17 protein-coding genes and 1 tRNA gene are annotated in these 17,693 nt (G+C 68.0%); 11 read left to right on the top strand and 7 right to left on the bottom strand.

The features are described 5' to 3' along the window. Together Q8K49_RS07890 and Q8K49_RS07885 are read right to left on the bottom strand one after the other, a co-directional pair. Positions 1-368 (bottom strand): ABC transporter permease (locus Q8K49_RS07890; RefSeq protein ID WP_305305201.1); only part of this gene is annotated, 368 nt, incomplete at its 3' end. A gap of 2 nt (positions 369-370) precedes the next feature. Then, positions 371-1,309, bottom strand: a complete 939-nt coding sequence (locus Q8K49_RS07885; protein WP_305305199.1) for an ABC transporter ATP-binding protein — start codon at positions 1,307-1,309, stop codon at positions 371-373. Positions 1,310-1,410: 101 nt separating this feature from the next. Here Q8K49_RS07885 and Q8K49_RS07880 point away from each other — a divergent pair, with 101 nt between their 5' ends. From Q8K49_RS07880 to Q8K49_RS07870, 3 genes are all read left to right on the top strand, one after another. Next, a complete protein-coding gene (locus Q8K49_RS07880; RefSeq protein ID WP_305305198.1) occupies positions 1,411-2,319 on the top strand; it encodes a DUF1206 domain-containing protein in 909 nt (302 codons plus the stop codon). A gap of 76 nt (positions 2,320-2,395) precedes the next feature. Further along, positions 2,396-2,935: a lipocalin family protein gene (locus Q8K49_RS07875; protein WP_305305197.1), complete on the top strand. Its 540-nt coding sequence runs from the start codon at positions 2,396-2,398 to the stop codon at positions 2,933-2,935. Positions 2,936-2,958: 23 nt separating this feature from the next. After that, positions 2,959-4,275 carry a sorbosone dehydrogenase family protein gene (locus Q8K49_RS07870; RefSeq protein WP_305305196.1) on the top strand — a complete coding sequence of 439 codons (1,317 nt, stop codon included), beginning with the start codon at positions 2,959-2,961 and terminating at the stop codon, positions 4,273-4,275. Between the two features lie 64 nt (positions 4,276-4,339). Here the strand turns inward: Q8K49_RS07870 and Q8K49_RS07865 are convergent, their stop codons facing one another. Then, on the bottom strand, positions 4,340-4,963 hold the full coding sequence (locus Q8K49_RS07865) for a hypothetical protein (protein WP_305305195.1): 624 nt from the start codon (positions 4,961-4,963) through the stop codon (positions 4,340-4,342). 148 nt (positions 4,964-5,111) lie between these two features. Continuing rightward, positions 5,112-5,570 (bottom strand): peptidase S1, encoded by a 459-nt coding sequence (locus Q8K49_RS07860; protein ID WP_305305194.1) that lies wholly within the window; start codon positions 5,568-5,570, stop codon positions 5,112-5,114. Between the two features lie 261 nt (positions 5,571-5,831). On the opposite strand from Q8K49_RS07860, the gene Q8K49_RS07855 reads away from it, so the two are divergent. From Q8K49_RS07855 to Q8K49_RS07825, 7 genes are all read left to right on the top strand, one after another. Then, on the top strand, positions 5,832-7,631 hold the full coding sequence (locus Q8K49_RS07855; RefSeq protein ID WP_305305200.1) for a long-chain-acyl-CoA synthetase: 1,800 nt from the start codon (positions 5,832-5,834) through the stop codon (positions 7,629-7,631). 80 nt (positions 7,632-7,711) lie between these two features. Further along, positions 7,712-8,581: a flagellar motor stator protein MotA gene (gene motA, locus Q8K49_RS07850; RefSeq protein ID WP_305305193.1), complete on the top strand. Its 870-nt coding sequence runs from the start codon at positions 7,712-7,714 to the stop codon at positions 8,579-8,581. Positions 8,582-8,710: 129 nt separating this feature from the next. Then, a complete protein-coding gene (locus Q8K49_RS07845; RefSeq protein WP_305305192.1) occupies positions 8,711-8,977 on the top strand; it encodes a hypothetical protein in 267 nt (88 codons plus the stop codon). Positions 8,978-9,146: 169 nt separating this feature from the next. Beyond that, entirely contained in the window at positions 9,147-9,386 is a 240-nt protein-coding gene (locus Q8K49_RS07840; RefSeq protein WP_305305191.1) for a hypothetical protein, read from the top strand. Between the two features lie 209 nt (positions 9,387-9,595). Continuing rightward, entirely contained in the window at positions 9,596-9,865 is a 270-nt protein-coding gene (locus Q8K49_RS07835) for a hypothetical protein (protein WP_305305190.1), read from the top strand. A gap of 107 nt (positions 9,866-9,972) precedes the next feature. Further along, a complete protein-coding gene (gene mnmD / locus Q8K49_RS07830; protein WP_305305189.1) occupies positions 9,973-11,754 on the top strand; it encodes a tRNA (5-methylaminomethyl-2-thiouridine)(34)-methyltransferase MnmD in 1,782 nt (593 codons plus the stop codon). 59 nt (positions 11,755-11,813) lie between these two features. Beyond that, complete coding sequence (locus tag Q8K49_RS07825; RefSeq protein WP_305305188.1) at positions 11,814-12,212, top strand: DUF6491 family protein; 399 nt, start codon at positions 11,814-11,816, stop codon at positions 12,210-12,212. A gap of 56 nt (positions 12,213-12,268) precedes the next feature. Here Q8K49_RS07825 and scpA read toward each other — a convergent pair whose 3' ends face one another. Continuing rightward, positions 12,269-14,410: a methylmalonyl-CoA mutase gene (scpA, locus tag Q8K49_RS07820; protein WP_305305187.1), complete on the bottom strand. Its 2,142-nt coding sequence runs from the start codon at positions 14,408-14,410 to the stop codon at positions 12,269-12,271. Beyond that, a complete protein-coding gene (locus Q8K49_RS07815) occupies positions 14,407-15,801 on the bottom strand; it encodes a methylmalonyl-CoA mutase family protein (protein ID WP_305305186.1) in 1,395 nt (464 codons plus the stop codon). The genes scpA and Q8K49_RS07815 overlap by 4 nt, the downstream gene beginning before the upstream one ends. Positions 15,802-16,042: 241 nt before the next feature. Here Q8K49_RS07815 and Q8K49_RS07810 point away from each other — a divergent pair, with 241 nt between their 5' ends. Further along, positions 16,043-17,224 (top strand): MFS transporter, encoded by a 1,182-nt coding sequence (locus Q8K49_RS07810; RefSeq protein WP_305305185.1) that lies wholly within the window; start codon positions 16,043-16,045, stop codon positions 17,222-17,224. A gap of 69 nt (positions 17,225-17,293) precedes the next feature. Here the strand turns inward: Q8K49_RS07810 and Q8K49_RS07805 are convergent. Continuing rightward, positions 17,294-17,386 (bottom strand) — tRNA-Val (locus Q8K49_RS07805). Positions 17,387-17,693 lie beyond the last annotated feature (307 nt).

The following is a 17,693-nucleotide window of genomic DNA, read 5'->3' as shown; positions in this document are numbered from 1 at the left end:
ATGACCAGCCCCAGCACCGCCGACTTGGTCGCCGCCGCCCCGACATAGGCGATGACGATCTCGAGCGGCGACACGGGCGCGGACAACAGCTCGTAGATGGTGCCGGTGAATTTCGGGAAGTAGATGCCGAACGAGGCGTTGAAGATCGACTGGGTGAACAGGCTCAGCATGATCAGGCCCGGCACGATGAAGGCGCCGTAGGGAACGCCGTCGATCTCGGTCATGCGGCTGCCGATGGCCGAGCCGAAAACGACGAAATACAGGGCCGTGGTGATCACCGGCGTGACCAGCGACTGCCACACCGTGCGCAGGGCCCGCGCCATCTCGAAGCGGTAGATGGCCCAGACGCCGTATCCGTTGAAGGTCATGCTCATGCGGCCGCCGCCGTGTCGCGGTGGACAAGACTGACGAAGATGTCCTCCAGCGAGCTCTGGCTGGTGTGCAGGTCCTTGAAGGCGATGCCGAGGTCCGACAGCTTGCGCAGCAGCGACGGCACGCCGGTCTTCTCCAGGTTGGAATCGAAGACGTATTCCAGCTCGTTTCCGTCGGCCTTCAGCGTCGGCGCCCATTCGGCCAGTTCCGGCGGGATGGCGGCCAGGGGCTCCTGCAGGTTTAGCGTCAGGGTCTTCTTGCCCAGCTTCTTCATCAGGGTGGCGGTCTGTTCGACGAGGATCAACTCGCCCTTCAGGATCACGCCCACCCTGTCGGCCATCTCCTCGGCCTCCTCGATATAGTGGGTGGTCAGGATAATGGTGACGCCCTTGTCGCGCAGGCCGCGCACCAGGTTCCACATGTCGCGGCGCAACTCGACATCGACGCCGGCGGTCGGTTCGTCGAGGAACAGGATGTCGGGCTCATGGCTCAGGGCCTTGGCGATCATCACCCGGCGCTTCATCCCGCCGGACAGGGTCATGATCTTGTCGTTGCGCTTCTCCCACAGCGAAAGTTCGCGCAGCACCTTCTCGATATGTTTCGGATCGGGGGCCTTGCCGAACAGTCCGCGGCTGAAGGTGACGGTGGCCAGCACGGTCTCGAAGGCGTCGGTCGTCAGTTCCTGGGGCACCAGTCCGATCATCGAACGGGCCGCGCGATAGTCCTTCTGGATGTCATGGCCGTCGGCCGTCACCGTCCCGGTCGTCGGGGTGACGATGCCGCAGACGATGGAGATCAGCGTCGTCTTGCCCGCGCCATTGGGCCCCAGCAGGGCGAAGATCTCGCCCTTGCCGATCGTCAGGTCGATCGTCTTGAGAGCCTGCAGGCCCGACCTGTAGGTCTTGGTCAGACCCTGGATGGAAATCACCGGCCGCATACGCCCCTCCCCAGAGGCAGGCAGATATGCGTCCGCCGGCGTCAGCTCAAGGGCGGGAATGGCGAGCGGAGCCATATTCCCGGCTGCGAGTTACCGTCGCCGTGCCAAGTCCCCTGTCCACTCTCCGCGCCCGCCTCGCCAGTCTGGGCGACAGGGGGCGAACGCATTCCTCCCTTCTGAGACGGGTTCCGCCGCTGCACGTTCTGCTCGAACTGGCCGCGCGCATCGGCTACGGCGCGCGTGGCTTCGTCTATCTGTCGGCCGGCACACTGGTGCTGCTGGCCGCTGTCGATCTCGTTGGCGACGCGGTGGGGATCAAGGGAACCCTCGACTGGCTGGTCCTGCGTCCCCTCGGTCGCCTCTGGATGTTCCTGATCGGGCTGGGGCTGGCCGCCTTCGTCATGTGGCGGCTTCTGCAGTCCGTCTTCGACGCCGACCATGAAGGGACCTCGCACCACGGCTTGCGCACCCGCCTCAGTCAGGCCTTCAGCGGCTTCAGCTATGCCGCCCTGTCGTTCGCGGCCTTCAAGCTTCTGGTCCATGCGCCGGAAGGCGATCCCGCGGTGGAGGGTGTGATCCGCAGTCGGGAGCAGGCGGCGACCGTGCTGGCCCTGCCGTTCGGGAACTGGCTTCTGGTCGGTGCGGGTCTGGCGATCTTCGGCATCGGCGCGGGCAATATCGTCAGGGCCTGGCGCGAGGACTTCACGGAATATCTGGCCTGTTCGGCGGAGACCTGTCGGCGGGTGGCCCCGCTGGCGCGCGCCGGTCATATGGCGCGAGGTCTGGCCTATCTGCCGCTGGCTGGTCTGGTCGTCGTCGCGGGTCTTCAATCACAGGCGTCGGACGTGACCAGCTTCGGGGCGGCGCTGGAGATGATCGAGCGCCAACCCGCCGGGCCGTGGATTCTCGCGCTCGGAGCCTTCGGTTTTGTCGCTTTCGGGGCCTTCTCCTTTATCGAGGCGCGGTTCCGGCGCATCCGTCCGCCACGGGATCTCAACCCCCTCACCTGAATCCTCGACAGAAGGCATCCCGGCGGAACCTGCGCCGTATATCCGCTGTTCATTCGCAGCCGGAGCCTGTCTCGCCATGCGCCTTCCCGCCGTCGTCCTCGCAATGTGCCTGTCGCTCGGCCTTGCCGCCTGCGTCACCGCCCCCTCGCCGGACGAGGTCCGCGCCCCGCAGCCGGCCAGGGCCGTCGATCTGGAGCGGTTCTACTCGGGCCGCTGGCTGGAGATCGCGCGGCTGCCGATGGGCTTGACCGACGGCTGCGTCGCCGGCGCCACCCACTATGTGATCGTGAGTCCGACCCGGGTAGACGTGCGCGACACCTGTCAGGTCGATACGCCGCAAGGCCGCGAAAAGGCTGTCGGCGCGCGCGGTGAAGTCCTTGACCCCGGCACGAACGCCAAGCTGCGCGCCCGCTATTTCGGCGGCCTCGTGACCTGGGACTACTGGGTGCTGGATCGCGCTGAGGACTACAGCTGGTTCATCTCGGCCGATCCGACCTTCGACAAACTGTGGATCTACACCCGCGAGCTCCCGGGTCCGGCCGAACGCGAGGCGCTGGTCGCCCGCGCCCGATCTCTGGGCTACGACGTCAGCCGTCTGGAGTTCCCCGCCTTCTGATCCCGTCGTCCTGGAGAGCTGTCATGCCTCGCCTGTCCCTGCTCGCCGTCTCCGGCCTTGTCCTGACCCTCGCCGCCTGCGGCGGCAACGAAGCCGCGCTCGATCCCGCGCTTGGTTACGGCCCCAACCCCACCCTGCCCGAACCCGCGGCGCAGCGCATTCCGACGGTCAAGGTCGCCGAGGCCGTCGGCTGGCCCGCAGGGCGCACGCCCGTGGCGGCGCAGGGGTTCCGGGTCCAGGCTTTCGCTTCGGGCCTCGACCATCCGCGCTGGCTGTATCGCCTGCCCAACGGCGACATTCTGGTCGCCGAGTCCAACGCCCCGCCCAAACCCGAGGGTCAGTCGGGCGGGATTCGGGGCTGGTTCCAGGGTCTGTTCATGAAAAAGGCGGGCGCCAAGGCTCCCAGCGCTAACCGCATCACCCTGCTGCGCGACGCCGACGGGGACGGCGTGGCAGAGACCCGGACCGCCTTCCTTGAAAACCTGAGCTCGCCCTTTGGCATGGCGCTGGTGGGAGACACCCTCTACGTCGCCAATGCCGACGCTGTGGTCGCCTTTCCCTATCAGGCCGGCCAGACGCGGATCACCGCGGCCGCGCGCCGGCTCGTCGCCTTGCCGGCGGGGCGCAATCATCACTGGACCAAGAGCCTGGTCGCCAGTGCGGACGGGACGCGGCTGTATGTCGGGGTCGGCTCAAACTCCAACATCGCCGAGAACGGCCTGGCCGAGGAGGAGGGCCGCGCCGCCATCCACGAGATCGACATCGCCACCGGCGCCGACCGCGTCTTCGCCTCGGGCCTGCGCAATCCGGTGGGGCTGGCCTGGCAGCCCGACAGCGGCAAGCTGTGGGTCTCGGTCAATGAGCGCGACGAGCTGGGCAATGATCTGGTGCCCGACTACATGACCTCGGTGATCCGCGGCGGCTTCTACGGCTGGCCGTGGAGCTACTATGGCCAGACTGTCGATAGGCGGATCGAGCCGCGCAATCCGGACATGGTCGCGCGGGCGCTGCGGCCGGACTACGCCCTGGGCGCCCATACGGCGTCGCTGGGGCTGACGTTCGGCGAGGGCGGGCTGTTTCCGGCCCGCTATCGCGGCGGCGCCTTTGTGGGCCAGCATGGCTCGTGGAATCGATCGCCCCGGAACGGCTATCGGGTGATCTTCGTGCCCTTCGCCGGCGGCGTTCCGTCAGGGCCGCCGGAAGGAATTCTGACCGGCTTCCTCAACGACCAGGATCAGGCCATGGGCCGTCCCGTCGGCGTCCAGTTCGATGGCGCGGGGGCTCTGCTGGTGGCGGACGACGTCGGCAACGTCATCTGGCGGGTTTCACCGTCGGCCTGATCCGCACAGGCAAAGGCCCCGGCGGAGCGATCCGCCGGGGCCTTGTTTCAGGATTGAGGCGCGATCAGCCGACCGGTTCGACGATGATCACCGGGGGCGTCGGCGCCGGCGCGGGCGTCGCCGCCGGGGTTGCAGGCGCCCTGTTCAGGGTCGAGGTCGACGGCGCGGCCGGGGCAGGCGTGTAGGGCTGCGGGCCGGTCGGGGTCGGAGTCACGACGCGAGGCGTCGCGGCGGGCGCCGGAGCCCGGACAGCTTCACGGCGAGCCGGAGCCGGAGCCGGAGTCGGAGCCGGTGCGATGCGACGCAGCGGGGTGGCGTCGCGACCCACGGGTGCGGCCACAACCGGTTCGGGCGTCGAGGCGGTGGTCAGGGGCGTCATGGTCGTCGCGGCTGGGGCCGTCGCGGTTGCCGCGATCGGCAACACAGGGCCTGTCGCGGCCGGCTCGGCGAGCGGGGCGGACGGCTCATCAGAGCCGTTCATGACCATCATGGCGCCGATGCCGCCCAGCGCAAGTACGGCTATGGGGGTCAGGATCATCCAGGTCCTGATCTTGCCCTGACCGCCGCGCGCCTTGCCGCGACGGGCATAGACGGGGACGAAGGGCTCATCATGGGTCATGTCGGCGAGCGGCGCCTCGACACGATCGCCATAGGGTTTGGCCGGATCGGCAGGATAGGTCACGGACATCTCGGTTCCTCCAAAATCTCATGGAAGAAACAAGTCCGTGAGACCGCAGTTCCGCGATTCTTGTTTTGCCTTGAAGAAACACCGTTGCCGCCGCATTTGAGGCGGCAACGGTGCAGCTTTATGCTCAATCAATACTGGGAAGTCGGCCTCAGAAGTTGGTGAGTTCCGAAATCGACAGCACGGCAGGCTGGGGATCGCCGCTGGAATAGGTGCCGACCCAGATTTCATAGCGCCCGGAGACGGAGCCCAGGGTGACGAGCGGGTTGTTGTCCTCGCCCATGTCGTCGTCGCAGTACCACTCGCCGTTCGGGCCGTTCACCACCAAGGTGGTGTCAGCCTTGGACAGCACCGAGATCTTGATGTTCAGCGAACCCTTGCCATCCCATTGAAAGCGGAAGTCCGGGGCGTTGGTGATGTAGCCGGCACAGCCGACGCCGGCGCTGGAGGCGTTGATGTCGCCGCCGGCGCGCAGGCTGACGAGATGCGGATCGGGCTGGAAGCCAGGCGCCAGGCTGATGGTGCCGTAGTTGGGCTCGGCGTTGTAGTCCTGGGCCGCGACGGGCCCGGCCAGGGCGAGGGCGCAAACGGCGGTCAGAAGGTATTTCATCGGTATATTCCCCCGAGGATCGATCCGGCCCCACGCCGCCGATCCGCGTTTGGTGATTAAGCCTTGCCGTGCTGCGTTCCACAAGCGGCTGTCAGACTTCGGCAGGTTCGTCCGCGTCACCGCCGCATCGGCGCCACGCCCGCGCGCAAACCGGCGGTCTTTTGCCCTGAAACGTCCCTGTGATTCCCCTGCCGGTTGACCGCGACCGGCGGCTTGTCCATCACCAAGGAACGGGCGGCTGTCCGCGGAGTGACGACGACGATGGGTCTGGTGGCGAACATCAAGCGCAACATGCGTTTCGCCAAGGGGCTGCGTCGTCTGCTCAAGCGCATCAAGCCGATCGAGCTGGATAGCTCCGATCTGGTCTGCGACGACTGGGAAGAGGCGGTTGACCGGTTCGGGGACCGGGTGGCGATCAAGGACGACCGGCGGACGGTGACCTATCGCGAGCTCGACGCCATGGCCAACCGCTTCGGCCACTGGGCTCAGAGCCGCCGGCTCAAGCGCGGGGACACCATCGCCCTGGTGATGCTGAACCGGGCCGAATACATCGCCGCCTGGATAGGTTTCTCCAAGGTCGGCGTCGCCACCGCCCTGATCAACACCAATCTGACCGGCCACGCCCTGGCCCACTGTCTGTCTATCTCCAACGCCTCCCAGGTGGTGACGGACGAGGATTGCTGGAAGCGGGTCGAGGACGCACGGGTCCTGTCCGGACGCAACCTGATGCTCTGGGTGCTGGGGCTCCGCGACGAGGACGAGGCCGACGAACGGCGCGGACTGGACAAGCCGGTGCGCAGCGGTTCGTCCGTGCGGCCCGCCCGGTCGGCTCGCTCGGGCCTGACCAACCGCGACACGGCCCTGTACATCTACACCTCCGGCACGACCGGCATGCCCAAGGCGGCGAGAATCACCCACGCCCGGGCCCGCACCTATATGCGCGCCTTCGCCGGGGCGACCGCCGCGACCGAAAAGGACGTCACCTTCAACGTCCTGCCGCTCTATCACTCGACCGGCGGGCTGGTCGGAGTCGGTCCGGCCCTGTTGAACGGCGGACAGCTGGTGCTGCGCAAGCGATTCTCGGCGACGAATTTCTGGCCGGATGTGAAGGCCTCGGGCGCGACCCTGTTCGTCTATATTGGCGAGTTGTGCCGCTATCTGGTCAACTGCCCCGAGAGCCCGGACGAGCGGTCGCATTCGCTGCGGCTGGCCTTCGGCAACGGCCTGCGGCCCGACGTCTGGACCGATTTCCAGAAGCGGTTCGCCATCCCCGACATCCTGGAATTCTACGGCTCGACCGAGGGCAATGTCTCGGTATTCAATTTCGACGGCAAGCCCGGCGCGATCGGCCGCGTGCCGGGTTTTCTGAAAAAGCAGATCAATTTCCGGCTCGTCCGGTTCGATATGGACACCGAAGAGCCTGTACGCGGCTCCGACGGCCTGTGTCGGTTGGCCAGGGCCGGCGAGGTGGGCGAGGCGCTGGGCCAGATCGGGGACGATCCCCGCCATGCCTTCTCCGGCTATGCCGACAAGGCCGCCTCCGAGAAGAAGATCCTGCGCGACGTCTTCGTGCGCGGGGACCGCTGGTTCCGCACCGGCGACCTGATGAAGCAGGACCCGGAAGGCTACGTCTATTTCATCGACCGCATCGGCGACACCTTCCGCTGGAAGGGCGAGAACGTCTCGACCGCCGAGGTCGAACAGCGGCTGGCCGATGGCCCCGGCGTCAAGGAAGTCATCGCCTATGGCGTGCCGGTTCCAGGACATGACGGAAAGGCGGGGATGGTCGCCCTGGTGATCGACGGCCGCTTCGGCGCCCGGGCCTTCGCTGACTGGGTCGATCAGGAACTCCCGGCCTATGCCCGGCCGGTCTTTGTCCGCCTGATCAAGTCGGCCGACACCACGGGAACCTTCAAATACAAGAAGATCGATCTGGTCGCCGACGGCTTCGAACCGGACAAGATCGACGGCCCGCTCTATGTCCGGGGCGGCAAGAACGGCTACGCCAAGCTGACCGAGGCCGCCCGCACCGCCATCATAACCGGCGAAACCCGGCTGTAGCACGTGGCGGTTCGCAACCGCCCCTTAATCATTAACGGCGAAGGTCCGCGTATCTCGCGCGCAGGATCGATCGCCCTCCCATGTTCCAGATTATCGGCATCGTCCTGCTGTTCGCCATGGTGTTCGGCAGCTACATCCTGTCAGGCGGCAAGATGGCGGTCGTGCTGCATTCGCTGCCCTATGAGCTGATGGCCATCCTCGGCGCGGCCGTGGCCGCCTTCCTGATCGGCAACAGCGTCACCACCATCAAGTCGACCCTGGCCGGCTTCGGCAAGGCCTTCGCAGGGCCGAAATGGAAGAGGCAGGACTACAAGGATCTGTTGTCCCTGCTGTTCCAGCTGACCAAGACGATGAAGTCCAAGGGGGTCATCGCCCTCGAAAGCCACATCGAAAAGCCGGCGGAAAGCACCATCTTCCAGAAATATCCCAAGGTGCTGAAGGACCATTTCGCCACGGACTTCATCTGCGACACCCTGCGGATGATGACCATGAACCTCGAGGATCCCCACCAGATCGAGGACGCCATGGAAAAGCAGCTGGAAAAGCATCACCACGAGGGTCTGGCCGGGGCGCACGCCTTGACGAACATGGCCGACGGCCTGCCGGCGCTGGGCATCGTGGCGGCGGTTCTGGGGGTCATCAAGACCATGGGCTCGATCACCGAGCCGCCGGAAATCCTCGGCGGCATGATCGGCGGCGCCCTGGTCGGCACCTTCCTGGGCGTCTTTCTGGCCTATGGGCTGGTCGGGCCGATAGCAGTGCGCCTGAAAGAGATCGTCGACGGCGACGGCGCCTTCTACAAGATCATCCAGTCGGTCCTGGTGGCCCACCTGCACGGCAACGCCGCCCAGATCTCCGTCGAGATCGGCCGTGGCGACATTCCGTCCTCGGCCCAACCGTCCTTCCTTGAGATGGAGGAGTCGCTCTCAGGGACGACGGTGGAAGCCTGATCTCACAGGCCGGTCACCGATCCTCACCGGAGATCACGGTCGCGGGAACGTCTCCGAACCTCGCCGGTTAGAGATTGGCTCGATCGCGCGCGGGCTGATCTGCAGGGCGATCGTCCGGAGGATCATTCCATGAGCATCAGGACCATCACCGCCTTCGCCGTCGGCGCGGTCTGCCTGACCGCCTGTTCGGACCGCGATGCGGGCGCGACGGCCGATCCCGCAGCCGAAGTGGCGACTGATTCGGCGACTACAGCCCCCGTCGAGGCGCCAACCGTTGAGCCGGAGACGCTTCCGCCGGCGGACTCGGGCGGAACAGTCGTACCGGGTGAAACGCCGCCGACCCTGCCGCCCGAGCCGTCCACGACCTCTCCGGCGAGCAGTCCGCCGCCGCAATAGCGGGGTTTCAGGGTCCGGAAGCCGGTCAGACAGAGGCGGGAAACTTTCCCTTGGGTCACGATGGTTCACGAATACGTGAGAATTTGGCTTGGCTTTCGCTCACGTTCCCGTTATCCCGGAACGGCGAGGAGTTCATGACCTCGTATGACCCTTCTGAAGGAATAAAATTATGCGCATCACCGCTCTGGTCGCCGCTTCGGTCGCCGCTCTGGCCCTGGCCGCCTGCACCCCCGCCGCCGACAAGGCTGAAGAAGCTCCGGCCGTCGACGCCGCTGCTGAAGCCCCGGCTGCCGACGCCGCCATGGCTCCGGCTGCTGACGCTGCTGCTCCGGCTGCCGACGCCGCTGCTCCGGCCGCCGACGCCGCTGCCGCCCCGGCCGCCGACGCCGCTGCCCCGGCCGCTCACTAATCTGAGCGAACATCATTCGGGCTTTCGGGTCTGATGAAGGAAGGGCCGTCCCGGAAGGGGCGGCCCTTTTTCGTTGTCTCGTCGACCGCGCCGCGCCAAACGTGGGCGCTATTTAACTTGCGGGGGCTCGCCGACGGTCGGTATCCAGGTTCCACGGGACGCACTCGTCCACTGAATCCCCCCGTCCACTGAATCCAAGGAGCCATCCGATGCGCATCGCAGCCCTGATCGTCGCCGCCTCCGCCGCGCTTGCCCTGACCGCCTGCCAGAAGGCCGAAGACAAGGCCGACGGCGCCGCGACCGAAGCGGTCGAAGCCGCCGGCGTCGCTGATCCGGCCGCCGCCAACACCACCATTGATCAGGCCGCCGCTGACGCCCAGGCCGCCGCCGACGCCGCCGCCGCGGCAGAACTCGCGCCGGCGGCTGCTGACGCCGCCGTGGCTGCACCGGCCGCCGCCACCCCGGCGGCCGCCCACTAGCCAAACAGTCCGGCGCTGACTGCCGGATACCTCTCACGGACAAGAGCCGCTCTTCGGGGCGGCCCTTTTCAATTGCGCTTGGGCGCGACCTGTATAGGCCGTGGCGAATGGTTGAAGACCGCGCGCCCCGCCTGATCTGGACCGAGGACGGCTCGCCCCGTTCAGGGCGGTTCGACGATGTCTATTTCTCGCAGCAGGATGGGCTGGCCGAGGCCCGGGCGGTCTTCCTCGCCGGTTGCGGCCTGCCCACGGCGTGGGAGGGACGTCGCCGTTTCTGTGTGGCCGAGCTGGGCTTCGGCACGGGCCTGAACATTGTCGCCCTGCTGGACCTGTGGCGTCGCGAGGGCCCGGCCGATGGTCGTTTGAGTCTGTTCTCGGCGGAGGGCTTTCCGCTGAGCCGCGCGGAGGCGGCGCGCGCCCTTGGCGTCTGGCCCGAACTGGCGGAGGCGGCCCGGGCGCTGCTGGACGTGTGGCCGGAAGCGACGCCGGGATTTCACCGTCTCGACCTGCCCGGGTTCAACGCGACGCTCGATCTCGCGATCGGCGACGTCGGCTGGGCCTTGTCGCAGTGGACGGGGCAGGCCGACGCCTGGTTCCTCGACGGCTTTGCTCCATCGACCAATCCGGAGATGTGGTCGGACGTCGTGCTGGACGGGATCGCCGCGCGATCCGCACGGGGGGCCGGGGTCGCGAGCTTCACCGTCGCCGGTTCAGTGCGCCGGGGCCTGGCGGAGCGGGGCTTCGCCGTCGAGAAACGGCCCGGCCACGGCCGCAAGCGCGAACGGCTGGAAGCGCGCCTGCCCGAGGCCCCCGTTACGCCATACCTGACGCCGTCGGTGGCGGTGATCGGGGCCGGTATCGCGGGGGCGGCGCTGTCGCGGGCCTTTGCGGCGCTTGGCGTGCGGGCGACCGTCATCGAGGCCGAACGGCCCGGCGCGGGGGCCTCCGGCTTTCCGGTGGCCCTGGTGACGCCCCGTTTTGACGCCGGGGACCGGGACATCGCCGCCCTGTACGCCCAGGCCCTGACGCGGGCGGCGGTCCTCTACGCCGCCACGCCGGGCGCAGTGATCGAAACAGGCGTGCTTCAGCTCGAACAGACGCCGCGCGACGCCGCCCGGTTCGCCAGGGTCACGGCCCAACCGGTCTGGGCCGAGGGGGCCATGGAGCTTCGCGACGCGGCCGCCTGCGCCGACCTGCTCGGCGAACCCGTCGAGAGCGGCGGCCTGTGGATGCGCGACGCCGTGGCGATCCGGCCGGGCGCCGCGCTCGACGCCTGGCTGGACGAGGCTGACCGGATCACTGCGACGGTCGGGCGCATCGAGGCCGTGGGCGGCGGCTGGCGGCTGCTGGATGAGGCCGGCGCCGTGATCCTCGAGGCTGACATCGTGGTGGTCGCGGCCGGCTGGGGGACCGCCGGGCTGGCTTCGGCTCTGCCGCTGGCCCCGGTCCGGGGTCAGGCGAACTGGGTTGAGGGCGTCAAGGCCGGATCCGTGGCGTGGGGCGGCTATGCGGCGCCGACCGGCTCCGGCCTGCTGTTCGGCGCGACCCACGACCGCGCCGAAATCGACGGCGGGCCGTCGGACGAGGCCGGCGCCCGCAATCTGGCGACGGTCGCCGCCCGTCTTCCCCGGCTGGCGGCGCGGATCGCCGCGGCGGGGCCGGGGCAGGCGCGGACCGCCGTACGGGCGACCACGCCGGATCGGCTGCCGTTGTCCGGCGCCGTGCCGGGCGCCGAGGGCCTGTTCGTTCTCGGCGGGCTGGGCTCGCGTGGCTTCTGCGTCGCGCCCCTGCTTGCCGAGCATGTCGCAGCCCTGGCGACCGGGGCTCCGTCGCCTTTGCCCGCGGAGATCTCGAAACGGATCGATCCGGCGCGATTTTCCACCCAGTAGCTTGCGCGGCCAGAGGCCTTGCGAGACGATGCGCGTACTAGGGCTTGAAGGAGATCGTTATGCATATCCGACCGCACGTTTCCGTTGGGCTCGTGCTTGCTCTCGGCGCTTGCGCGCCGGCCATGGAAACCACTGGCGCCGACGGTGCCCGGACGGCTGGCCCGCGCCAATGCTTTCAGGCCTCCGTCATCCGCAATTTCCGCGCTGACGGGCCGGGCGTCGTCTATGTGCGCGCCAACGACAACATCGTTTATGAGGTAAGCACCGGTGGCTGCCCGGGTCTGGACTTCACCAACTCGATGGCGATGACCGCGGATACGCCGGTCGGGGATCGCCTTTGCGTCGGCGACTACGCCCGCATCAGCGTGCCCGGTTCCGCTGGGGTCTGTCGTGCCCGGATCAGTCGCGCGCTGACGGCCGAAGAGGTCGCCGCCATGCCCCGCCAGAACCGGCCCTAAAGTCCGGGTCGGCTGAGGGGGCGGCCGGCAACTTCATTTATGCCGTCAGTCAGCCTTCAGGCCTTCTGGGCGTAGCCGAGGCGCTGGTTGAGCTTTTCGATCAGGTCGATGGCCGTGTCAGCGATGACCGAGCCGGGCGGATAGACGGCGGCCGCGCCCATGTCGATCAGGGTCTGGACATCCGACGGAGGGATGACGCCGCCGACCACGATCATGATGTCGGGGCGGCCCAGCTTCTCCAGCGCCGCCTTGAGCTCGGGCACGAGGGTCAGGTGTCCGGCCGCCAGCGATGAGGCGCCGACGGCGTGGACGTTGCGTTCGACCGCTTCGCGCGCGGCCTCCTCCGGCGTCTGGAACAGCGAACCGGCGATGGCCTCCAGCCCCAGATCGCCATAGGCGGTGGCGATGACCTTCTGGCCGCGGTCGTGGCCGTCCTGGCCCAGTTTGGCGATCAGGATGCGCGGCGGGCCGCCGTCGTTGTCGATGAAGGCGGCGACCATGTCGCGGGCGCGGGCGATCTTCGGATCGTTTCCGGCCTCGCGTGCATAGACGCCGCGGGCCGTTTTCACCGTCGCGACATGGCGGCCGAAGGCGGCCTCGAGCGCGTCGGATATCTCGCCCACGGTCGCATAGGCCCGCGCGGCCTGCACCGACAACTCCAGCAGATTGGCCGTGCCGCGCGCGCCCTCGGTCAGGGCGTCCAGAGCGGCTTGCGTCTTCACCTCGTCGCGTTCGGCCCGCAGCCGCTTCAGCTTGTCGATCTGGGCCGTCAGCACGGCGGCGTTGTCCACCTTGAGCATGGGGATGTCGTCTACGGCGTCGGACAGGTAGCGGTTCACGCCCACGACCGTCTGCTGGCCCGTATCGATCCGCGCCTGGGTGCGGGCCGAGGCCTCCTCGATCCGCATCTTGGGCACCCCGGCCTCGATGGCCTTGGCCATGCCGCCCAAGGCCTCGACCTCGGCCATCAGGGCGCGGGCCTTGCTCGCCAGTTCATGGGTCAGGCGCTCGACGTAGAAGCTGCCGCCCCACGGGTCGATGACCTTCGTCAGGCCGGTTTCCATCTGCAGCAGCAGCTGGGTGTTGCGCGCGATCCGCGCCGAGAAGTCGGTCGGCAGGGCGAGGGCCTCGTCCAGCGCATTGGTGTGCAGGCTCTGGGTCTGGCCGCCCGCCGCCGCCATGGCCTCGACCATGGTGCGGGGCACATTGTTGAATACGTCCTGGGCGGCGAGGCTCCAGCCCGAGGTCTGGCAGTGAGCGCGCAGGGACAGGGAGCGGGGGTCTTTCGCGCCGAATTTCGAGACGGCCTCGGCCCACAGCAGGCGGCCGGCGCGCAGCTTGGCCACCTCCATGAAATAGTTCATGCCGATGGCCCAGAAGAAGCTCAGGCGCGGGGCGAACCGATCCACGTCCATGCCCGCCGCGACCCCGGCCTTCAGATATTCGACCCCGTCCGCCAGGGTATAGGCCAGCTCCAGATCGGCGGAGGCTCCGGCCTCCTGCATATGGTAGCCGCTGATCGAGATGGAGTTGAATTTCGGCGTGTGCTGGGCGGTCCAGGCGAAGATGTCCGACACGATCCGCATCGAGGGTTCGGGCGGATAGATGTAGGTGTTGCGGACCATGAACTCCTTGAGGATGTCGTTCTGGATGGTCCCGGTCAGGGCCGCGTGGCTGACGCCCTGTTCCTCCGCCGCGACGACATAGAGGGCCAGGATCGGCAGGACGGCGCCGTTCATGGTCATGGAGACCGACATCTGGTCCAGCGGGATGCCGTCGAACAGGGTGCGCATGTCGTAGATGCTGTCGATGGCCACCCCGGCCATGCCGACGTCGCCCTTCACCCTCGGGTGGTCGCTGTCGTAGCCGCGGTGGGTGGCCAGATCGAAGGCGATCGACAGCCCCTTCTGACCGGCGGCGAGGTTGCGGCGGTAGAAGGCGTTGGACGCCTCGGCGGTCGAGAAGCCGGCGTACTGGCGGATGGTCCAGGGATTGCCCGCATACATGGTCGGATAGGGACCGCGCACATAGGGGGCGAAGCCGGGCAGGCCGTGGATGAAGTCGAGGCCTTCGATGGCCTCCGAGCCATATGCCGTTTCGACGGTCAGGCCCTCGGGCGTGTTCCATGCGTCACGGGCCGGGCCGGCGCCGGTGGGTCCGAGGTCGAGCGGGATTTTGGAGAAGTCGGGAAAGGTCATCGGCCGCCCTCCCACGCTTGAGTCTCGAACGGCGCGGCGAACCGGACCGGGTTCAGCGGGTCGCAGGCGTCGCCGCCGGTCTGTGGCAGCGTCGCCACCTCCGGCTCGAACGGTGCGGGGCGCGGCTCGGGATCGACGAATTTGGTCACGCCAACGAGCTGCGCCGTTCCCCCGGCGAGGGCCGCCTCGCGCTCGGCGCGGGCGGCGGCGATACGGTCCTGAACACCGCCGGCGCGCAGGGAGGTGAGGAGGCCGCCTTCGCCCTCGATGCGCTGGAACTCGGCCCAGCCGGCCTCGGCCAGATCGCGGGTACGGGCATCGAGGAACCACGACCCGGCCGCCGGGTCATCGACCCGACCCAGATGGGCCTCTTCCAACAGCACCGCCTGCGTATTACGCGCCTGCCGCCGGGCGAAGGCGTCTGAACGGCCGTTGGCCCGCGACAGGCCGTCCAGCACAACGGCGCCCGCCCCGCCGACCGCGCCGGCGAACCCCGCCGCCGTCAGCCGCAGCAGGTTTGGCCACGGGTCGCGCGCCGCCAGCATCCGCCGCGACGACCGCGCCTCGATCACGGCCGGGGTCTCGATGCCGAACGCCTTGCCGATCGACCGCCACATCAGCCGCAGCGCCCGCACCTTGGCGAGGCCGTCGAAATATTCCTGGTCCAGCGAAACGCCCAGCACCGTCCCCGTCAGCGCTGCCTCAGGCCTCATCCCGGCCGCGACCGCCGCGCGGAGCAGGGCGACGGCGTTGGCGGCGACGAACCCCAGTTCCTGCCCGATCGAGCCGCCGGCCTCATGCACGACCCGGCCGCTGGCGAGGAAGAAGGAGGCCTCCGGATAGGCCCCCGCATGGCGCGCCGCCGTATTGGCCGCCAGCGTCAGATGCTCTTCGATCGCCCGCGGCGCGGCCCCGGCCTCGGCGAAGGCCGACAGCGGGTCCATGTGGAACATCAGCTTCGCGCGCGGCGAGCCCTTGGCCGCCACCGCCAGCGCATTGGCGGCCTCCGGCCCGTCCAGCCCGGCGTCGAGGCCGACCGCCGCCAGCTCCAGCGCCACGCCGTCCAGCGCGCGGGCCAGCGGTTCGGAATCCGCCAGCACCGCCCCCTTCAGCAGCACCGAGGCCGCGCCGCCTTCCAGATCGGCCAGGGCCGCCGCATTGACCGCGCCCGCCTCGTCGCCCTCGACCAGGGTCCGCACGTCCCAAGGCCGACCGTCTGAATCCAGGGGCCGGGGCGCAGAGATCGCCGCGCCGCCGGTCGCCGCGGCATACAGGGGACGGATCGCCAACCCGTCGGCATCCAGATGCACCAGGCTTTCCAGCGGCCGATCCTTCAGCGCCTTTTCGGCCAGACCGCGCCAGTCGGCGGGGGAGGGGGTTGGAAAAGTCATACGTCTCCATTGCCCGCGCCGGCGGGCCGGGTCCAGTCGAGAGGCCACCGCGCGCCGCCGCCGGTGACAAAGCGAAGCGGAGTCCGGGAACGGACTGGGCTCACAACGCTCTCAAAGACCATCCACGACCGGCTCTGTAGTCGGGCGGCCACGCTCCCGGAGCGGTTCCGACCATGGTCTGCTACAAGACGCGACGCCCAGCCTGGTGCTGCTATGGGGCCGGGGCTTGACCGGAGTTCGCATGCTCAAGAGCTTGAAGTCCGTCCCGCGTGGCGTCTGGGCGCTGGGGTTGGTGTCGATGTTCATGGACGTCTCTTCGGAGATGATTCATGCCCTGCTGCCGGTGTTTCTGGTCGGCGCCCTTGGAGCCAGCGCGATGCTGGTCGGGATCATCGAAGGGATCGCGGAAGCGACGGCCTCGATCGTGAAGGTGTTTTCGGGCTGGTTGAGCGATCGGCTGGGGCGCCGCAAGATGCTGACGGTGATCGGCTACAGCCTCGGCGCCCTGACCAAGCCGGTGTTTCCTCTGGCCGTCACGCCCTTCGAAGTGTTCGGAGCCCGCTTCGCGGATCGCATCGGCAAGGGCATACGCGGCGCCCCGAGGGATGCCCTGGTCGCTGACCTCGCTCCTCCCGACGCACGGGGAGCGGCATTCGGACTACGGCAGTCGCTCGACACCATCGGCGCCTTCGCGGGGCCGGTGATCGCCATCGGGCTGATGGTGGTTCTGGCCAACGACATTCGCGCGGTGTTCGCATGGGCGGTGGTCCCGGCGATGGTCGCGGTGCTCTTGCTCATCTTCGCGGTGAAGGAACCCAGGAGAGCGCGCGAGCCGGGGGCTGTGCGGGCGCCGATCCGGTGGAGCGAAGTGCGCGATATGGGCGCCCCGTTCTGGGCCGTGGTCGGGGTCGGAGGCGTTTTCACGCTGGCGCGGTTCAGCGAGGCGTTCCTGATTTTGCGAGCGCAGGACGTGGGATTGGCGGTCGCTCTCGTTCCCGTCGTCCTGGTCATCATGAACGTCGTCTACGCCGTCGCCGCGACTCCGGCCGGCATCCTTTCAGACCGGATCGGTCGAAAACGACTGCTGGTCGTTGGGATGGGGGTTCTCCTTGTCGCTGATGTAGTGCTCGCGCTGAACGCCAACCTGCCCGGCGTGCTGGTGGGAGTCGCCCTTTGGGGCCTTCACATGGGCCTGACCCAGGGGGTGCTCGCCACGCTGGTCGCAGACGCCGCGCCTTCCAACCTTCGAGGGACGGCGTTCGGGATATTCAATCTCGCGACCGGTGTCGGTCTACTGATCGCGAGCGTGCTGGCGGGCGCCTTGTGGGCCGGCCTGGGTGCTCCGGCGACATTCGCCGCAGGGGGACTGTTTGCGATGACGGCTCTGTTCGCGACCCTGGCTCTGCGCGACCCGGACGTGTAGAGCCGTCGGGCCTTGTGACGCCGCCGCGGAGCGGCTTCTTCAACGCATGCCATGTCATTGGGAAGGGAATGGTGGACGCGACAGGGATTGAACCTGTGACCCCCTCGATGTCAATGTGAGGGTGATTGATTTCTGCAGGTGGCGACGTGTTTCCATGCGTCCCAGATATACGCTGTTTTGATGTAGTAATTGCTCATATAGCGCCGTCGTAGGGATCTTTCGGTATCGGCGAGTTTCGTCCGCCGTGGTATCTATGCGGTATCGGGAATCGGTCACGACCCCGCTCAAGGCGTTCCAGGATCACAAATGCAAAGTCGTAAGGCGCGCATCACCAAGCGCACGGTCGATGCGACCCCGGTTCCGCCCGCGGGGGAAAGCCGCCTTTGGGATACCGACCTCAAGGGCTTTTTCCTGCGGGTCTATCCGACTGGCCGTCGTGTCTACGCGCTCAAGTACCGCCTCGGCCCAG

Origin of the sequence: Brevundimonas sp. (genome assembly GCF_030682035.1) — a bacterium.
Classification (GTDB): domain Bacteria; phylum Pseudomonadota; class Alphaproteobacteria; order Caulobacterales; family Caulobacteraceae; genus Brevundimonas.
Note: the sequence above shows the minus strand (reverse complement) of the source record. Positions and strands in the feature narration are given on the sequence as shown.